Annotated in this window: 13 protein-coding genes; 3 read left to right on the top strand and 10 right to left on the bottom strand. The window is 65.5% G+C overall.

Annotated features, from left to right (window positions below; genetic code table 11):
* Nucleotides 1-2: 2 nt before the first annotated feature.
* The 3 genes from SOM61_RS21445 to pgi form a co-directional block, all read right to left on the bottom strand.
* On the bottom strand, nt 3-1100 hold the full coding sequence (locus tag SOM61_RS21445) for an extracellular catalytic domain type 1 short-chain-length polyhydroxyalkanoate depolymerase (RefSeq protein ID WP_320475961.1): 1098 nt from the start codon (nt 1098-1100) through the stop codon (nt 3-5).
* Nucleotides 1101-1435: 335 nt separating this feature from the next.
* Nucleotides 1436-2332 carry an SMP-30/gluconolactonase/LRE family protein gene (locus SOM61_RS21440; RefSeq protein WP_320475960.1) on the bottom strand — a complete coding sequence of 299 codons (897 nt, stop codon included), beginning with the start codon at nt 2330-2332 and terminating at the stop codon, nt 1436-1438.
* Between the two features lie 17 nt (nt 2333-2349).
* The gene (pgi, locus tag SOM61_RS21435; protein ID WP_320475959.1) at nt 2350-3993 is read right to left on the bottom strand and encodes a glucose-6-phosphate isomerase; all 1644 of its coding nucleotides are present in this window, start codon (nt 3991-3993) and stop codon (nt 2350-2352) included.
* Nucleotides 3994-4222: 229 nt separating this feature from the next.
* Here pgi and edd point away from each other — a divergent pair, with 229 nt between their 5' ends.
* The 3 genes from edd to SOM61_RS21420 are packed head-to-tail and all read left to right on the top strand — an operon-like array spanning nt 4223 to nt 7368.
* A complete protein-coding gene (gene edd / locus SOM61_RS21430) occupies nt 4223-6142 on the top strand; it encodes a phosphogluconate dehydratase (protein WP_320475958.1) in 1920 nt (639 codons plus the stop codon).
* Between the two features lie 20 nt (nt 6143-6162).
* The gene (gene eda, locus SOM61_RS21425; RefSeq protein WP_320475957.1) at nt 6163-6786 is read left to right on the top strand and encodes a bifunctional 4-hydroxy-2-oxoglutarate aldolase/2-dehydro-3-deoxy-phosphogluconate aldolase; all 624 of its coding nucleotides are present in this window, start codon (nt 6163-6165) and stop codon (nt 6784-6786) included.
* Between the two features lie 15 nt (nt 6787-6801).
* Nucleotides 6802-7368: a Rhs element Vgr protein gene (locus tag SOM61_RS21420; protein WP_320475956.1), complete on the top strand. Its 567-nt coding sequence runs from the start codon at nt 6802-6804 to the stop codon at nt 7366-7368.
* 103 nt (nt 7369-7471) lie between these two features.
* Here SOM61_RS21420 and SOM61_RS21415 read toward each other — a convergent pair whose 3' ends face one another.
* The 7 genes from SOM61_RS21415 to SOM61_RS21385 all read right to left on the bottom strand — a co-directional run bounded on the left by SOM61_RS21415 (nt 7472) and on the right by SOM61_RS21385 (nt 19072).
* Complete coding sequence (locus tag SOM61_RS21415) at nt 7472-8965, bottom strand: right-handed parallel beta-helix repeat-containing protein (protein ID WP_320475955.1); 1494 nt, start codon at nt 8963-8965, stop codon at nt 7472-7474.
* Between the two features lie 120 nt (nt 8966-9085).
* Nucleotides 9086-10777: a methyl-accepting chemotaxis protein gene (locus tag SOM61_RS21410; RefSeq protein ID WP_320475954.1), complete on the bottom strand. Its 1692-nt coding sequence runs from the start codon at nt 10775-10777 to the stop codon at nt 9086-9088.
* Nucleotides 10778-11043: 266 nt separating this feature from the next.
* The gene (locus SOM61_RS21405; RefSeq protein WP_320475953.1) at nt 11044-12720 is read right to left on the bottom strand and encodes a methyl-accepting chemotaxis protein; all 1677 of its coding nucleotides are present in this window, start codon (nt 12718-12720) and stop codon (nt 11044-11046) included.
* A 295-nt stretch (nt 12721-13015) separates the two neighbouring features.
* Nucleotides 13016-14221: a dipeptidase gene (locus SOM61_RS21400; protein ID WP_320475952.1), complete on the bottom strand. Its 1206-nt coding sequence runs from the start codon at nt 14219-14221 to the stop codon at nt 13016-13018.
* Nucleotides 14218-15798: a serine hydrolase gene (locus SOM61_RS21395; protein WP_320475951.1), complete on the bottom strand. Its 1581-nt coding sequence runs from the start codon at nt 15796-15798 to the stop codon at nt 14218-14220. Before SOM61_RS21395 ends, SOM61_RS21400 begins: the two co-directional genes overlap by 4 nt.
* The gene (locus SOM61_RS21390) at nt 15795-16826 is read right to left on the bottom strand and encodes an N-acetyltransferase DgcN family protein (RefSeq protein ID WP_320475950.1); all 1032 of its coding nucleotides are present in this window, start codon (nt 16824-16826) and stop codon (nt 15795-15797) included. Before SOM61_RS21390 ends, SOM61_RS21395 begins: the two co-directional genes overlap by 4 nt.
* On the bottom strand, nt 16826-19072 hold the full coding sequence (locus tag SOM61_RS21385; RefSeq protein WP_320475949.1) for a TonB-dependent receptor: 2247 nt from the start codon (nt 19070-19072) through the stop codon (nt 16826-16828). Before SOM61_RS21385 ends, SOM61_RS21390 begins: the two co-directional genes overlap by 1 nt.
* Between the last annotated feature and the right edge of the window lie 28 nt (nt 19073-19100).

Here is a 19100-nt window from a genome sequence, read left to right as displayed (position 1 = left end):
CTTCAGCGCCGGTGCTTGCCGAAAAAATCGAGCATCATGCGGCTGGCATCCGGCCTCGCCTTCGTATTGAACCTGAGCGCCGGATCTCCGCCGCTCCATGCATGCCGCAGGCCGGCAATGCGCACCACGCGCACCACGACCTTGCGGCGCACCGTGAAATCGTGGATTTCATGCGCGTTGCTGGCGCCGCTGCGTCCTGCCGGTTTCACGGCGACGCGGCTGGCAGTGGCAAGCGGAATGCCATTCAGGCGCAGCCACTGGCGCGCCAGCTGCTGCTGGTTGACGTGATTGACTACCGGATCGTCTTCGCCGTGGATCAACAGGGCCGGCATCGGCGGCAGCGACCTCGCTGGCGTGCCCGGCGACCCCATGGCGTGGCGATCGAGCAGGGTGTGGATGGCCGCATCGGCCTGCGCCTCGGCGCCGCGGTGCATGACGTGCAAGGCGCCGATCGGGGTGTTGCAGGCGCCGAACACGGGACCGGAATGCAGGCCGATCGCGGCGATCAGTTCGGGATGGTTCAGGGCCAGAACGGCGGCCATGCCGGCGCCGGCCGACAGGCCGCACGCATAGATGCGGCGGCGGTCGATGCGGTGCCCGGCGCACACATGGTCGATGAGCGCCGCCAGCACGCCGGTTTCGCCACGGCCTTCCTGAGCGGCGCGGTCGAACCAGCGCCAGCAGCGCTGCGCCTGCGCGCTCGCCGGCTGTTGCGGGTACAGCACCGCGTAACCCTTTGCCTGCGCCAGCCGGTTCATGCGCGTGCCCTGCGCGAATTCGGGCGCGGTTTGATGGCAGCCGTGCAGCATGACGACCAGCGGCCAGCCGGCTTGTGCGGGGTGCTCGGGAATTCGTCGCGGAAGATACAGCCAGTAGGGGAGCAGGTGATGCCCCTCGAGCCATTGTCCTGAAGCGGCCGGCAGGCGCGCATGCGCAGGCGGCGCCGGTTTCGGCCGCGCCGGCTTGGGTGGCCTGGCCACCGAACGCGCGCTCGGCTTGGCGCTATAGATATCGAACAGCTTGGCAACCAGCTTGCGTTGCGATTTGGCGGCGCGCGCCAGGTCGCGCAGCAAACGGGTGCTCGAAGTAGTTTTTGCCACTGCCGCCTCCGCAGTTATGTTGCAGTGCAATATAACTGCGAAGGCGGACTTCTTCGGTGCGCTGGCTCACGCCATCTGTGTCTAGGCGCCTTCGCGTCCGGAATAATTTCGTGCGCTTGAAAAAGGCCGCTTCATAGGAAAAACCACGTCGTTCCCGCCCTCACCGGGCGCCTTGGCGGGAAACCAAGCGTGCCCGGCCAGTGGCCTGAAAATCGACCTCCGATGAACGTTCGGGCGACGTAAGAGCATGAACATCCTGTGACTTCACTTGGATTCCCGCCTCCGCGGGAATGACGTGCATACTTTGCGTATAAATATTCCGGACACCGGTACGCCTAGGCGCGGTATTCCGGTTCTTCCCGCCCTGCCACATCCATCTTGATGCACAGTACCTTGCCGCTGAGCGGATACTGTTCCAGCTCTTCCTTGGACCTGCCATGGCTGGCGCTGGTGATGTACAGGGTGCGCAGGTCTGGCCCACCGAAGGCGACGGAAGTTGGGCATTTCACCGGCAGCTTGATCTCGCGCACGATCTCGCCATTTGGCGCGATGCGCAGGATGCGCGCGCCTTCGAACATCGCCACCCAGTACATGCCCTCGGAATCCATCGTGGCGCCATCCGGACGGCCGCCGTAATCCGGCGCCGACTTGTCGCTCGGGAAGGTTACGATGGTGCGGCGGTTGCTCTGCTCACCGGTGGCCGGGTCGAAGTCGTAGCAGTCGATGCGGTGCGTGGTGGTGTCGGCGTGGTACATCGTGCGGCCGTCCAGGCTCCAGGCCAGGCCGTTCGAGTTGGTCATGCCGCCGCTCCAGGCCTGGCGCAACTGATCCTTGTCCAGCACGTACATCTCGGCGGCCGGCTGGTCGCGCGGTTCGTACATGGTGCCGATCCAGAACCGGCCAGCAGGGTCGACCCGGCCGTCGTTGAAGCGCACCTTGGACGGATCATAGGGCGCGTCGGTGATCGGCTTTTCCGAACCGTCGGTGGTGTTCAGGCGCAGCAGGCCGTGGCGGGTGGCTACGACCAGGAAGTTGTTGTCGTCGATCGCCAGTGCCGACGGGTTCGACCCCATCTTCCACGAGGTGAACTTGCCGCTCGCCGCGTGCAGGCGGTTGACGGTGTAGCCCTCGATATCGACCCAGTACAGCGCCGATTCGACTTCGTGCCAGATCGCGGACTCGCCGACCAGCATCGGCGCATCGTGTACTACTTCAAATTTTTCCGTTGCCATAGTGTGATGGTGAAGGTTCAGAAGGCCGCTTTGGCGCGGGCGATCAGGCCGTTCGTAGAACTGTCGTGCTGGGCTGGCGCGGGTTCGCCGGCCAGCTCGGCTTCGATCTTCTTCGCCAGCACTTTACCTAACTCAACGCCCCACTGGTCGAAACTGTTGACATCCCACAGTACGCCCTGCACGAAGGTCTTGTGCTCGTACAGCGCGATCAGCGCGCCCAGGGTCGATGGCGTCAGGCGCTCCATCAGGATGGTGTTGCTCGGACGGTTGCCGGGGAAGGTCTTGTGCGGCGTGAGACGCTCGATTTCTTCCTGCGCCAGGCCCTGGGCCTGCAGGTCGGCGCGCACTTCGTCCGCCGTCTTGCCCTTCATGAAGGCCTCCGACTGGGCGAAGCAGTTGGCCAGCAGGGCGGTGTGGTGGTTGTCCATCTCGTGGGCCGGGCGCAGGGCGGCAATGAAGTCCATCGGCGTCACGTCGGTGCCCTGGTGCAGCAGCTGGAAGTAGGCGTGCTGGCCATTGGTGCCGCACTCGCCCCAGATCGCCGGGCAGGTTGGCGTATCGACCGGCTGGCCGTCGCGGGTCACGCGCTTGCCGTTGCTTTCCATGTCGAGCTGCTGCAGGTAGGCCGGGAAACGGTTCAGGTCTTGATGATAGGGCGCGATCGACACCGAGGCGCAGTCGAGGAACTGGCGGTTCCAGAAGCCGACCAGGGCCAGCAGCGTTGGCAGGTTCTGCTCGAGCGGCGCAGTGCGGAAGTGTTCATCCAGCTCGTGGGCGCCGGCCAGGAAGTCATTGAAGTAGCCGAAGCCCACGGCCAGCGCCACCGGCAAGCCGATCGCCGACCACACCGAATAGCGGCCGCCGACCCAGTCCCAGAACGGGAACATGTTCGCCGGGTCGATGCCGAAGGTCTTGATCGCCTCAGTGTTCGTGGACACGGCGACGAAGTGTTTCGCCAATGCCTCTTCAGATGCATGCTGCAGGAACCAGGCGCGCGCGGTCTGCGCGTTCATCATGGTTTCCGCCGTAGTAAAGGTCTTGGAGGCCACGATGAACATCGTGGTCTCGGGATCGACCTGGGCCAGCGCCGCATCCATGTCGTGGCCGTCGACGTTCGACACGAAGTGCATGGAGAGGCGCGGGTGCGCATAGTGGCGCAGGGCCAGCACCACCATCTTGGGGCCGAGGTCCGAGCCGCCGATGCCGATATTGACGATGTCGGTGATCGGCTTGCCGGTATGGCCCAGCCACTCGCCGCTGCGCACGGCATCGGTGAAGGTCTTTACGCGGTCGAGCACGGCGTGGATGTCGGCATTGACTTCCTGGCCGTCGACCACCAAGGTCGCACCGCGCGGCGCGCGCAGGGCGGTGTGCAGCACCGCGCGGTTCTCGGTGTTGTTGATCTTTTCGCCGGCGAACATCGCATCGCGGCGCGCATCGAGGCCGCGCTCGCGCGCCAGCTGCACGAGCAATTCAAGCGTGCGCCCGTCGAGGCGATTTTTTGAATAGTCTAGGAACAGGCCTGCGGCCTCGTCGGAGTAACGCTCGAAGCGATCGGGATCGGCGGCGAACAGCTCGCGCATCTGCCACGTCCTGGCGGCGTCGGCGTGTTGGGCGAGGGCTTGGAAGCTGGCGGTACTGGTCAAAGGAGGCTGGCGCATGGGGTCGGGGTGCGTGGCACAATGTTGGCAATAATAGATTATCGAATAATACAAGCATCTGCGCGTAAATTCACTACAAAAAACAGCGCGTACTCAATTTACAGGCTGCTTCTCCCCATCATGTGGCGCCGCTCGACCAGTCTTTTCTCATAGAGAACCAGGGCTGAGATGAGCGCGGCGTACCGATCTGTAGTAAAATTTCAGATACTAAATTCAGGAAGGAACGAACATGGCGCTCCACCCCGTAGTAGAACAGGTCACCAACCGCATCATCGGGCGCAGCAAGCGCTCGCGCGCAGCCTATCTCGAACATCTCGAAGCGGCCCGCATCAAGGGCGTCCAGCGCGGCGCGCTGTCGTGCACCAACCTGGCCCACGGCTTTGCCGCCTTCCCGGCCAACGACAAGCTGAAGCTGCGCGAGCACAAGGAGCCGTCGGTCGCCATCGTTTCTTCCTATAACGACATGCTGTCGGCGCATCAGCCGTTCGAGTATTTCCCGAAAGTGATCAAGGAAGCCGTGCGCGAAGTCGGCGCCGTGGCCCAGTTCGCCAGTGGCGTGCCGGCCATGTGCGATGGCGTGACCCAAGGCCAGCCGGGCATGGAACTGTCGCTGTTCTCGCGTGACGCCATCGCCATGGCGACCGCGGTCGGCTTGTCGCACAATATGTTCGACGCCGCCCTGTACCTGGGCATCTGCGACAAGATCGTGCCAGGCCTGCTCATCGGCGCGCTGCACTTCGGCCACATCCCGGGCATCTTCGTGCCGGGCGGCCCAATGACTACCGGCATCTCGAACAAAGAGAAAGCCGCGATCCGCCAGCGCTACGCCAAGGGCGAGGCCACCCGCGAAGAACTGCTCGAAGGCGAGTCGGCTTCGTACCACGGCGCCGGCACCTGTACCTTCTACGGCACCGCCAACAGCAACCAGATGCTGATGGAGGTCATGGGCCTGCACCTGCCGGGATCGGCCTTCATCACGCCGGGCACGCCGCTGCGCGATGCGCTCACCGCCGCCGCCGCCCACCGCGCGGTCGCGATCTCCCAGCAGGGCGGCGACTACATGCCGATCGGCCGCATCGTCGACGAGAAAAGCATCGTCAACGCCATCGCCGCGCTGCACGCCACCGGCGGCTCGACCAACCACACGCTGCACCTGGTGGCGATCGCGCGCGCGGCCGGCATCGTGATCGACTGGAACGATTTCGACGAGATGTCGAAAGTGGTGCCGCTGTTGACCCGCATCTATCCGAACGGCGATGCCGACGTCAATCACTTCCAGGCCGCGGGCGGCCCGGGCTTCGTGATCCGCGAACTGCTCGACGCCGGCCTGGCGCACGAGGACGTCAACACCATCCTCGGCCATGGCTTGCGCAACCACTGTAAAGAGCCATTCCTGGGCGAAGACGGCAAGGTCGTGTTCCGCGACGCCACCCCGGTGAGCGGCGACGAGAATGTCCTGCGTCCGGCCACCAACCCGTTCAACAACAACGGCGGCATGGTGCTGGTGAAGGGCAATCTGGGCCGCGCGGTGATGAAAGTCTCGGCGGTCAAGAAAGAGCATTATTCGGTGGAAGCCCCGGCGCTGACCTTCGATTCGCAAGAAGACTTCATGCACGCCTATAAAGACGGCAAGCTGAACCGCGACTTCGTGGCCGTGGTCCGCTTCCAGGGCCCGCGCGCCAACGGCATGCCGGAGCTGCACGCGCTGACCCCGGCGCTGGCCAATCTGCAGGATGCCGGCTTCAAGGTGGCAATGGTCACCGACGGCCGCATGTCGGGTGCGTCCGGCAAGGTGCCAGCGGCCATCCACGTGTCGCCCGAGATCCTGGCCGGCGGTCCGCTGGGCCTGGTACGCGACGGCGACATGATCCGTGTCGACGCCAATACCGGCACCATGGAGGCGCTGGTGCCGGCCGACGTCTGGGCGCAGCGCGAGCAGGCCACCGCAGACCTGACTTCGAGCCACATCGGCATGGGCCGCGAACTGTTTTCCATGTTCCGCAATTCGATCAGCGCGGCGGAGGAGGGGGCTGCCACTTTCCCGCTGCCTTCGCCGAAGCAGACCGTCGTGCCGCTGCACGAAGGCATTGACGCCGGTGACATCATGCCCGGCTCCGACGAAGACCATCTTTTCAAGACCACCAAGTGAGCCACCCAATGAGCCAACCAATGAACCTGCTTGAGATCATGCGCTCGGCGAGCGTCATCCCCGTCATCGCCATCGACGACCCCGACCACGCCGTGCCACTTGCCCGAGCTCTCGTTGCGGGCGGCATCCGCGTGCTCGAAGTGACCCTGCGTACCGAACACGGCCTGGGCGCGATCCGCGCCATGAGCCAGGTCGAAGGCGCCATCGTTGGCGTCGGCACACTGACCCAGCCGGAAGAATTCGCCGCCTCGCGCGACGCCGGCGCGGTGTTCGGCGTGTCGCCGGGCCTGACCCAGGCGCTGATCGACGCGGCCAAGTCGAGCGGCCTGCCGCTGCTGCCGGGGGTGATGACGCCGTCCGAAGTGATGGCGGCGCGCGAGCAGGGATTCAGGCAACTGAAGCTGTTCCCGGCGGTGCCGGCGGGCGGCGTCGGCATGCTCAACGCCATCGGCGGCCCGCTGCCGGACGTGACCTTCTGCCCGACCGGCGGCATCTCGATCGAGACCGCGCCGAAATTCCTGGCCTGCAAGAACGTGGCCTGTGTCGGCGGCTCGTGGCTGACCCCGAAGGATGCGATCGCAGCCGGCGACTGGGCGCATATCACCGAGCTGGCCAAGGCTGCGGCGGCGCTGCGCGCGGCTTGATGGCAGGATGATCGCATGCTGCGATCGCGCCCCCGGGTCTGTTTTCGCCCCCTGAGCGAGGGCGAAACGGCGATGGCGTCGCTGCTGTTCGGCGACGCCATCGATTACCGCCGGGTACGCGTGTACAACCGGCGCTATATGCCGTTCCAGCCGCGCAACTGCGCGATGACGCCGAACGGCAGCATCTATTTTCACCCGTCCTGCTTCCTGCCCGACTACGCGCGCGGCGATCCGCCGGCAATCCACTGGTTCATGCACGAGATGGTGCACGTCTGGCAGCACCAGCTGGGCTATCCGGTGCGGCTGCGCGGGGCCTTTCGCATCGGCCTGTCCTACGGCTATACGCTGTGTGAAGGCGCCACCCTGGCCGACTACAATATGGAAGCCCAGGGCGATCTTCTCGCCGATTATTTCGTGCTGAAATTCCTGAGAAAACCCGGCGCCATGCGCCAGCAGCGCTACCGCGACAGTCTGGCGCTGTTCGAACGCGTGCTGGCGGGCTTCCTGCGCGCGCCGGGCGATCGCGCCAACCTGCACCGCGGCCCGGCGCGCTGGCTGGCAGTGAGAATGAAGCCGGCCTGAATGAAGCCGACCTGACTGTGAGATCGAAAGAGCCTTGCCCGGCAGAGCGCTGGACGGCCGCTGCCGGGGCTCGAGGAGGGGGCGATGACCGCCCCCGGATCCGCTACTTCTTCACCGCCGGCGCGGAGCCGTATTCGTCGGCGCCGAGGTCGATCGTGCCTTCGATGCGCGCCTGGCCGTTGATGTCGGTGACGCCGTTGACGGCAATGGCGCCGCCGGCGAAGTAGCGGCTCCACAGCGGCGAGGTCCAGCTCGTCAATGCGACGCTCGTCGCGCCCACACCGATGGCGGGCGAGGTCGCCTGCAGGTTCAGGTCGCCGCTGTCCGGCGCGATGAAGCGTGGATTGGCAAGCACACGCACGCCCGGCAGGCTGCCGCCGCTGGCGTTCGTGCCCCACCACAGGTTGGTTCCCCACACATTGCCGCTATGGCCGCTGCCGTAGTTCCCATAATTGTCGGCGGCGGGACCGGTGCCGAAGAAGATGTTGTTGGAGAGGCGCGAGTCGATCACCTTATGCTGGAACACGATCTCGGTGCCCCAGCCCTTGTTCTTGTAGAACGAGTTATTGTGCACATGGATGCGGCGCGCCGAGCCGACGCTTGCATTGTAGCCGCCGATCGTCAGCCCCACTTCACGGTTCTTGTACACGAAGTTATTCGACATCACGATGTCCTCGGTCGCCTTGCCGGCATGTTCGCTGGCGAACTCGAAACCGAGATCGTTGCCGCTCGACGTGTTGCCGTCGAAGACGATGTAGCGGCCGCCATCGACGTAGAAGCCGGCTGCCGAGCCCACGTTCATATACCAGGGATTGGTCTTGCTCGAGTTGTTCACCGCGCGGTTGTTCTTCACGATGCCGTTGCGCGCGCGATCCTTGTCGCCGCAGTTGCACTCGCCCTCGAAACCGATGAAATCGAGTCCGATATTGTTATTGTCGTGCACGTAGTTATCCAGGACTTCGAAACGGTCGATATTTCCGTTGAGTACCAGTGCCTCGCTGGACTGCAACACGTTCTGATAGACCTCGTTGCCTTGCACGAGCAAGTCGGTGATGCCGGTGGCATTGGTGCCGAACACGGCCAGGCCATGGGCGCCGACCCAGCACGCATCCCCATCGTCCTGCGTGCAGGTGCTCGTATGCTTGATGCCATGGATTTTGTTGCCGACGATCTGCAGGTTGCTCCCGTTCCCTTCGACCAGGATGCCGACCGGCGACGCGCTCACGCTGCTGGTCGTGAATGCGGTGACCTCGAATCCCTCGACGCGCACGTAATTCGAGTTGCGGATCGTGATCAGGCCCTGGCGACCCGAGGGTGTCACACCGGTGCCGCCGCGCAGGACGACGCCTGGATCGGCCTTGATCAGGATGGGTGCGCCGGCCGTACCGGACTTTCCTGAGACGAGCACTTTCTGCGTGTAGGTTCCTGGCAGCACACGGACCGTATCGCCAGCGACGGCGGCATTGACCGCGGTCTGGATCGACTGGCCCGGCGCAACCGTGATGACGGCGGCATGCGCCAGTTGCGTCGAGACCAGCAGGCACGCGGCTGCGGCGGCCGGGGCCGTCAATTTGAGGAAGGCTTCGAAGTGTTTCAAAGGTGTCTCCAGTGGGTGATGGTGCGTAAATACTAATCACCCCACTTCGTTAAATCAACCTCTTTTGTGTTTACAATCAATATTCGAAAGGATATTTAAGCAAATACGTAATAAAACGAACTAATTAAGAACGGATTCGATAGTTTCGTTAATTTTCGTTTGGCCGGTTGCTGGCCGGGTGCGATCGGATGCACCGCGCACCGCCAGCGCCTGGCCCGCGCCCGTCGGACGTGCGTTGCGTGCAACATGGCACTGGGCGCCGCCGTCGTCGACCTTGAATACGCTCACCAACCGCGCCAGCGTGGCCGCCTGATCCTCGAGCGACGCCGCGGCGGCGGCCGCTTCTTCCACCAGCGCGGCGTTCTGCTGGGTCACGCTGTCCATCTGGGTGATGGCTTCGTTCACCTGCTCGATGCCGACGGTCTGCTCGGCGCTGGCCGAGGCGATCTCGGACATGATGTCGGTCACGCGCGTGATGCCTTCGACGATTTCCTGCATCGTCGCGCCGGCCTGGTCGACCAGGCGGCCGCCGGCGTCGACCTTGGCCACCGAGTCGGTGATCAGGCCGCGGATCTCCTTGGCCGCGCCGGCCGAGCGCTGCGCCAGGTTGCGCACTTCGCTCGCCACGACCGCGAAGCCGCGCCCCTGTTCGCCGGCGCGCGCCGCTTCCACGGCGGCGTTGAGCGCCAGGATATTGGTCTGGAAGGCGATGCCGTCGATGACGGCGATGATGTCGCCGATCTTCTTCGACGATTCGTTGATCGAGGCCATGGTCGACACCACCTGCGACACGACGTCGCCGCCGTGCGCGGCGATCTGCGACGCGTTCTTGGCCAGCACGTTGGCCTGGCGCGCATTGTCCGCGTTCTGGCGCACGGTGCTGGTCAGTTCCTCCATCGAGGACGCGGTTTCTTCCAGCGAACTGGCCTGCTCCTCGGTGCGCGACGACAGGTCGAGGTTGCCGGTGGCGATTTCTTGCGACGCGGTGACGATGGTCTCGGTGCCGGCGCGCACCGCGGTGACGGTCTTGAGCAGGCTATCGTTCATGCTCTTGAGGGCGGCGAGGAGCTGGCCGACTTCATCGCGCGAGGCCACGTCGATGCGGGCGGTCAGGTCGCCCGCGGCGACCTGGCGCGCCAGCACCACGGCGTGGCCCAGCGGCACCGTGATACTGCGGGTGAGCAGCCAGCCGAACAGGGCGCCGATCGCGAGCGCGCTCACGCCGAGCGCCGTCAGGACCTGCCTGGCCGAGACATTCAGTGCGTCGATATTGGCCTCGGCCTCGGCCGACAGCGACTCCTCAAAGGCGACGACCGCCTGGACCGACGCGACGTATTTGTCGACTTCGGGCATCACCTTGTCGCGGAAGAATACCTGGACCTCGGGATCCCCGGCGCCCAGCGCCGCCTTGCGCTTGAAACCCTCGTCGCGCAAGCCGGTATAGCGGCTGCGCTGGCTGGCGACAGCGTCCATCAGCGCCTTGCCCTGATCGGTGTCGACCATCGCCTCGAGCCGCTTCTGCGTGGCGGAGACGCCGGCGCTGGTCTTCTTCATCTCGGCGTCGTAGTGCGCTTCCTCGGCCGGATCGGCGCTGGTGGCCTTGGCGCGGGTGCGCACGGCGTTGCCCTCGATACCGCGCAGCCACTGCTGGGCGAGGTTGACGCTGAGCCCAGCGTCCGCCATCACGGTCTTGGCCTCGGCAATGCGGTTGAGTTGCCACAGCGCGCTGACGAGCATGACGGCCACGAGGGCGAGGACGGCGGCGAATGCGCCGCCGAGTCGGATTCCAATCTTGAGGTCGCTGATTTTCATTGTGTCTCCTGTTCCAATGACGAGGTGGCCGGTCATCCCACGTGAGGTCACGGGTGTGACATTGTGTGAGATTTCATTGCTCTACATCAAGGATAAGCACGGATCGCGGAGTGTGGACTACCGGGTGTCCACAAATTTCCATGCTTGTTGCTAGGAGGGAACAGAAAAGTAGCGGAACGATATGAGGCGGTGAGCGATTGATATCGTTTGTTGGCGCGGCGACCACACAGATGGTGGGCCGCCGCGACCGGTGTGACAGGCCGGGATCAGGCGATCGCGTCTTCTTCCACTTCCGCCTGCACGGTGCGCTCGACGCGGCGACCGCCAGCCTGCGGCGTGCGCACGACCAGCGCGCCGCCTGCTGGCGCGCGACGGGCGCTGCGGACCGCATTCTCATCGCCAACCTTGAACACGCTCACGATCTGTGCCAGCGCGGCTGCCTGTTCCTGCAGCGAGCCGGCTGCGGCCGCTGCTTCTTCGACCAGCGCGGCATTCTGCTGGGTCACGCTGTCCATCTGGGTGATGGCTTCATTGACCTGCTCGATGCCGACGGTCTGCTCGGCGCTGGCCGAGGCGATCTCGGACATGATGTCGGTCACGCGCGTGATGCCATCCACGATCTCTTGCATCGTCGTGCCGGCCTCGTCGACCAGGCGGCCACCGGCGTCGACCTTGGCCACCGAGTCGGTGATCAGGCCGCGGATTTCCTTGGCCGCACCGGCCGAGCGCTGCGCCAGGTTGCGCACCTCGCTCGCCACCACCGCGAAGCCGCGGCCCTGCTCGCCGGCGCGCGCCGCTTCCACGGCGGCGTTGAGCGCCAGGATATTGGTCTGGAAGGCGATGCCGTCGATGACGGCGATGATGTCGCCGATCTTCTTCGACGATTCGTTGATCGACGCCATTGTCGACACTACCTGCGACACCACTGCGCCGCCGTGCGAGGCGATCTGGGAAGCGTTCTTGGCCAGCACATTGGCCTGGCGCGCGTTGTCGGCATTCTGGCGCACGGTTCCGGTCAGCTCTTCCATCGACGAGGCGGTTTCTTCCAGTGAGCTGGCTTGCTCCTCGGTGCGCGACGACAGGTCGAGGTTGCCGGAGGCGATTTCCTGCGATGCGGTGACGATGGTCTCGGTGCCGGCGCGCACCGCGGTGACGGTCTTGAGCAGGCTTTCGTTCATGGTCTTGAGCGCTGCCGTCAGGGTGCCCAGTTCGTCGCGCGAATCGACGTGGATGTCGGCGGTCAGGTCGCCCGACGCCACTTGCTGGGCCAGGCCGACGGCGCGTGCCAGCGGATGGGTAATGCTGCGGGTGAGCAGCCAGCCGAACAGGGCGCCAATGGCGACCGCGGCGACGCCGATCAGGGTCAGGGTGCGCTGCACCGAGGCGCCGATGGCGTCGATGCTCGCGTTGGCGTCGGCGGCCATCTTTTCCTGGAAGTCGGCCAGCTTGCCGGCGGCTTCGGTATAGGCGCGCATCTCGGGCATGACCTTGGTGTCGAGGAAAGCCAGCAGTTCCGGATTGCCGGCCCCGAGATCGGTCTTCATCTTGTAGGCCTGGTTGCGCACCGCGCTGTACTTGGCGCGTTGTTCGACCAGCGCCGCCAGCACCACCTTGCCGTCGGCACTGACGATCACTTCCTCGAAGATTTTTTGCAGCTCGCCGGCGCGCTTGCTGATCGCCTTCATGCCCTCTTCATACGACTTTTCGTCGGCCGGGTCGATGGCCCGGATCTTTGCCACCGTGCTGACGGCGTTGGTGATGATGCCGGCGCGCATTTCCTGGGCCAGCTTGGCCTTCTCGGTGGCCGACGCCATGGCTTCCTTGGCGGCGGTGATGTGCTTCAGTTGCCATAGCGCGGTGCCCAGCATGATGACCATCATGGCGAGGATGACGGCAAAGGCGCCGCCGAGGCGGATGCCGATATTGAGATCTTTGATTTTCATGGTTTCCAGTTCCGAGGACGAAGAGCCTTGTGACTTGTCAAATCGCAGGATGTAACGTTGGGAGGGCGTTATCTGATCCGGTCAAAAGTACACGTTGTCGCTAAGCAGAGGAAACCCAAAAGTATGTTTGATGCCCGATATGTTGCAATCGGGAAACAAAACAGTGCATGGAAACTAACGGTCAATAACACTTACATATTAGAGTTATTGAATATTCAATATAATTTTGGTATAGATTTATATCGCCACCATATATATGGCCGCAATCGATTTTTAACAAATTTTCGACAAAGGCTTACAGCGACGCGCCGTTTTCCGCCGCTTCAAGTACCCGCAGCAGGTTGCCACTCCATAGCTTGGCCAGGTCGGCATTCGTCATGCCATCGGCCTTCAGGCGTTCCGTGATGCGCGGCAGGTGCGCCACATTGTCCAGTCCCGCAAGGCCGCCGCCGCCGTCGAAGTCGGCGCCCATGCACACGTGATCGATGCCGGCCACCGCAATCAGGTGCTTGAGCGAGGCGATGTATTGTTCGAAGCTGGTCTGCCACAAGGGTTCGACCGCATCGAGCGCCAGCCACTTGCGGCTCAACGCGGCTTGCCCGGCCGGCGCCAGCGTGCCGATGTGTTCGAGCCGGTCGAACAGCGCCGCGCGCTGCGGCCCCATTTTCAGTTCGCTCAGGTAGATGGTGGAGGCGCAGATCGCGCCGCCGCCGGCCGCGATCCTGCGGATGCGCGCATCGTCGATATTGCGCGGGTGATCGTAGCTGGTGCGGGAACTCGAGTGCGACAGCAGCAGCGGGGAGGCGGACAAGGCCAGCATCTGGTCGACCGTGGCGTCCGAGGCATGGCTGGCGTCGATCACCATGCCCAGCCGGTTCATCTCGCGCACCCAGTCGCGCCCCAGCGGCGATAGGCCGTTCCACGTTGGCTTGTCGGTCGACGAATCGGCAAACTGGTTGTTCTTGCTGTGGACGATGCCGGCCAGGCGCACGCCCTGGCGCTGGAAGTGGGCCAGCGCCGTCATCGCCGCGGCGCCGTCGCCCAGCGGATAGCTGTTCTCGATGCTCTTGAACGCCACCAGCTTGCCGGCGGCGTCGAGGCGACGCGCTTCGGCAGCCGTGGTGGCCACGCCAATGCGGTCGGCATGGCGCGCCAGCGTCGTGTCGATCTGCTGCGAGCGCGCCAGCGCATGGGCGCGCGCCGCCGCATAGCCCTCGGGCGTCAACGGCCCCTGGTCGGTGAAGATGGCGAAGAAGCCGCCGTCGAGACTGCCTTCGCGCATGCGCCCCAGGTCGACCTGGGCGACTTCGACAGCGGGATCGTGGCGGGCGCCAAAGTCCCAGCCCGCGCGGCCGAAGTGCACCGGGGTGTCGAGGTGGGCGTCGAGCGTGAGCAGGCGGCGGTGCGTCTCATCGATCTGCGGCGCGCCGCCGGGCGCGGCGCATCCGGCGAGCGCGAACAAGGAAGCGAGGGTGAGGCTGGCAGTCGTGGTCTTTTTCATTCGGTCGTCTTGATCGGGGTGAAGTTCAGGTCCGCATAATCCCAGCTGAAATCGGCGATCGGCGACACCGGCGCGAGCTTGATGCCGCCCACCTTGCCATCCTTGTCGAAGGAGAAGCTGAGGTAGGCCGGTTCCAGCGCAGGGTCGTCGAAGCGGGTGATCCAGGTATCGTACTGCCAGTGCTCGAGCCGGCCCGCCATGCGCTGGGTCGAGGTGAAGTCGACCCGCAATCCACTCTTTTCCTGGGTGATCGCAAGCTTGCCATACCAGGGATCGGCATATTCGCCCACCAGGCTTGCCGGCGGCAGCGACGGCGTGGATTTCACCGGCTTGGCCTGCCTGGCTTGCACAAGATCGAGTCCCTGCTTGACCTTTTTCGCCTTGTAGGCCTGGAAGGTCGCGGGCCAGTCGGCCTGTGGTTTACCCAGGTAGTGGTCGGCCAGCTCGTACATCAGGCCGCGCACCAGTTCTCCATCTTCGCTGTTGATGGCGATGGCGAAGCCCACGTTCTGCTCCGGCAGCAGTACCACGGCGGTGCCGAAGCCGAACACCGCGCCGCCGTGCCAGATCATGCGCGCGCCGCGATAGTCCATCAGGTCCCAGCCCAGGCCATAACTCGACAGCTTCGATTCGATCAACTTGAGCTCGGGCGGCATCGGCCCGGTGGGCATCGGCATCGATGGCGTCCACATCTGCTCGTGGGTCGCGGCGCTAAACACCCGCTTGCCTTCGGGCGTGGCGCCGGCGCCGAGCAGTGTGTGCAGCCAGCGCGCCAGGTCGTTGGCGCTGCTGGCGATGCCGCCGGCCGGGGCCGCGTTGCGTCCCAGGTCGTCGCGCTCGTCGAGCCGCACCTGGTCGCCCGCGCCGCGCAGGCCGCCATTCATCCGGGCGTGCGGATAGGCGCGGTTCGCGGTCGCGAAGTTATCGAGATTGTGGGTGGTCGATACCGTCATCCCGGCAGGGCGCAGCACGTGCTCGCGGGTGTAGTCTTCCCAGGTCTTGCCGCTGACCTGCTCGATCAGCTGGCCGGCCACCACATACATCAGGTTCGAATAGGCATAGGTGCTGCGAAAGCTGGTGGCGGGTTTTAGGAACCGCACGCGGTGCACGGTCTCGGCGCGCGAGAGCTTGCTGCGCGGGACGAACAGCAGGTCGCCGGCCCCGTAGCCAAGGCCGCTGCGGTGGGTCAGCAGATCGCGGATCGTGATCTCGCGCGTCACCCATGGGTCGTACATCTGGAAGCCCGGCAGGTGTTCGGTCACCTTGTCGTCCCATTTGATTTTTCCATCGTCAACCAGCGTGGCCAGCGCCGCCACCGTGATCGCCTTGCCGGTGGAGCCGGTCGGGAACAGGGTGTCGCCATCGACCGCCGCCGGCGCACCAAGCTGGCGCACGCCGAAGCCGCGCGCCAATGTGGTCTTGCCGTCTTCGACGATCGCGATCGCCAGGCCCGGCACGCCGATGCGCTGGCGGAGCAGCTCGGCGCGGGCTTCGAAATCGGCTGGGGGCGCCGCCAGCGCGGGTGCGCAGGCGAGGGCCAGCAGCAGGGAAAGCGGCAGGGAAAGCGTGGACTTCATGGTGTCTCCTGGCAGGCGTCGAGCAGGCGTTCGAAGGCGGGGCCACCGCGCATCGGATCGGCGACAGGATACGGCAAGCGCGCGGCATAGGCAGCAATTTCAGCCTCGGCCGTCTGTGCGTCCATGCCGCCGGTGTTCAGGGCCACGCCCACGCAGCGGATCGCGGGATTGGTCACCCGGCCCAGCGCGATGGTCTGCGCGATCACGGTCTCGATCGACGGCAGCGGTGACGCAGGATAGCCGAGCAGGTGATCGCGCCGCGGATCGTGGCAGACCACGAACATATCGGGCTGGCTGCCGTGCAAGAGGCCCAGCGAGACGCCGGCGAAGGCCGGATGGAACAGCGAACCCTGGCCCTCGATCACGTCGACGTGGCCGGGCGCCGCGGCGGGGCTGAGGATTTCGGCGGCGCCGGCCACGAAGTCCGAGACCACGGCGTCGATCGGCATGCCGCTGCCGGCGATCATGATGCCGGTCTGGCCGGTGGCGCGGAAGCTCACGTCGACGCCGCGCGCGGCCAGGCCGCGGCTCAATGCCAGCGCCGTGTACTTCTTGCCCAGCGCGCAGTCGGTGCCGACCGTCAGGATGCGGCGGCCGCTGCGCGGCAGGCCGGTGGCGATCGGAATGTCGGCCGGCGGCGTGCGCACGTCGACCAGGCGCCGGCCGCTGCGGGCTGCGGCCTCACGCAAGGTGGGCAGGGCGTCGAGGCGCACGTGCATGCCCGAGACGATGTCCAGGCCGGCATCGAGCGCGGCGGCCAGCGCCGGCACCCAGGCATCGGGGATGCCTCCGCCGGGCGCCGCCACGCCGATCACCAGCGCGCTCGCGCCTTGCGCTGCCGCCTGCTCGCAAGTGAGCGACGGTAGGCCGGCCGAGACGGTGGCTTGCGGCAGGCGCAGCTCGCCGACGCAACGTTCGCGCGCCCAGTCGCGCAGGCCGAAGGCGGTCTTGGCGAAGCCCGGTTCGGTGACGTCGCCGAGGAACAGCAGGCAGCGGTCGACGCTGCGGTTTTCCAGTGCTGAAGGCATCAATACTCCCGGGTCAGGGTGAAGCCGACGGTGCGCGGCGCGATCACGCCGGTGCCGAGGGCGCCGTTTGGATAGGCGAACATCCCGTTCGGCATGAGCTCGGCCGTCGAGAGCTTGCCGTCGCTATTGCCCAGGTTCTTGCCGAATACCTCGACGGTCCAGTTGCCCAGTTCGAGGCCGGCATAGGCGTCGACCACGTTATACGACGGGATCTCGCGCTGGCGGCCGTTGGCCACGCGGTAGTCGGGATCGAAGCTGGCGTGTTGTCCGGCCATGCGTCGCACCGAGGCGCCGGCGAAGGCGGGCGTGGTGTCGCCGATGGTCCAGCGATAGTCGGCCAGCAGCGCCGCCGTGTACTTCGGCGAGAACGGCAGGCGGTCGCCCTTGTAGCCGCCGACCAGCACCGGGTCGGTGTCGTCGTCCAGGCGCGCCTTGTTCCAGGCGCCGTTGGCCGACAGGCGCAGTCCCTGGAGCGGACGCCAGCCGGCGCTGATCTCCACCCCGTCGGCGGTCGCGCCGGCCCCATTGGCGTTGATGCCGAAGCCGTTCACGTTCGCCAGCAGCTGGATGTCCTTCCACTTGATGTGGAAGGCCGACAGGTCGAGCGACCAGCGGCCATCGTCGCTCTGGGTCTTGAGGCCGGCCTCGTAGCTCATCACGCTGTCGGACTCGTAGCTGGTCGGCGTGCCGGGCGGGGCGTTCGGGGGCAGCACGTTCGGCCCGCCGGGACGGAAGCCCTTGGCGGCGCGCGCGTACACGGCGGTACGTTCGCTGAACTTGCGCTTGAGCGAGACGGCATAGGTGAACACGTCTTCCGACGATTCCGCGCGGTTGTCGGCCGGGCTGGTCAGCACGCCGTCGCCGAGCTGGTGTGCGTCCTGCTTGTTGTGGCTGTAGCGGCCGCCGATATCGAGGTCGTACACCGGGTTCAGGTGGATGGTGGTGTTGGCGAAGGCCGCGACCTCGCGGTAGTTCGAGCCCAGTTTCACGTCGGCCAGCATCGGCAGGCCGGAGGCGGGCGTCATCGTGCCCGGCACCAGGGCGTGGTAGCGCTGGGCCAGGTCGCCTTCCTCGTCGGTGTAGTACAGGCCGGCCAGCCAGTCGACCCGGCCGCCGCCGTTGGAACTCAGGCGCAGCTCTTGCGTGAACTTCTTGACCTCCAGTTCCATGCCCATGTACAGCTCATTGGGCACGCCCAGGTTGTCTTCGACAAACTGGCTCAGATTGAACGTGACGTCTTCGCGCGCGTACTGCTTCTGGGTGCTGTAGCTGGTCGATGAGGTGAGGCTGGCGCTGCCCAGGTTCCAGTTGGCGGTGCCGTTGAAGACACGGTAGTGGATGTCGCGCATCTGCGGCACGAATTGCGACTGGGTCGGACGACCGTAGAGCGTTTCGAGGGTATCTGGATCGCTTTCCACCATGCTGGGCGCGTCGGTGGCGATGTTCTGCGCGACCGCCGTCAGGCGCAGGTCGAAGTCCTTGTGCGGCTTGTACAGCAGCGAGGCGCGGCCGCCATAGTTCTCGGCCTTGTTGATGTCCCTGGCCAGGTCCGAGCCGGCGGTGCCGATCGAGTCGATGAAGCCGGGCTCCTTCTGGTACGAGACCGAGGCGCGCGCGGCGAGCGTCTCGCTGATCGGGGTATTCACCACCAGGTTCGTGCGGTACGAGACGCCGCCGCCGTCGACCGATGCGGCGCCGATGCGGGCGCGCATGGCGAAACCGTCGAAGTCCGGCGCATTGGTCACGAACTTCACCAGGCCGCCGAGCGAGCTGGCGCCGTACAGCGCGCCCTGCGGGCCGCGCAGCACCTCGACCCGCGCCAGGTCGAAGGTATCGAAGTCGCCGGCCAGGATCGCGCCGTTGGCCAGGCCGCTGCTCGAGCCGAACGGCGTCTCGTCCAGGTACACGGCGACCGTCGAGGCCACGCCGCCGGTATCGAGGCCGCGCAGCACCAGCCGGCCTTCGCCCGGGGTGCTCTGCACCAGCTGCAGGCTCGGCACCAGTTTCAGGTAGTCGGCAAAGCCGGTGGCCTGGTGTTTTTCCAGCGCGTCGCCGCCGACCACCGACATCGACTGCGGCACGTCGACCATGGTTTGTGCGCGCTTCTGGGCGGTCACGACAACCTGCTGGACGTCATCGCGCTGGCGCTGTTGTTCCTGTCCGGCGGCCCAGGCGCCCGATACCGCGAGCGCCATGGATGTCAGGACGATGCTGCCTGCTGCTTTTCTTGGCGTGGGAAATGCCATGTGGTTCTCTCCTGTTTCTCGTTATCGT

The organism is Massilia sp. CFBP9012 (assembly GCF_034045115.1).
In the GTDB taxonomy this organism is placed as follows: domain Bacteria; phylum Pseudomonadota; class Gammaproteobacteria; order Burkholderiales; family Burkholderiaceae_D; genus Telluria.
Note: the sequence above shows the minus strand (reverse complement) of the source record. Positions and strands in the feature narration are given on the sequence as shown.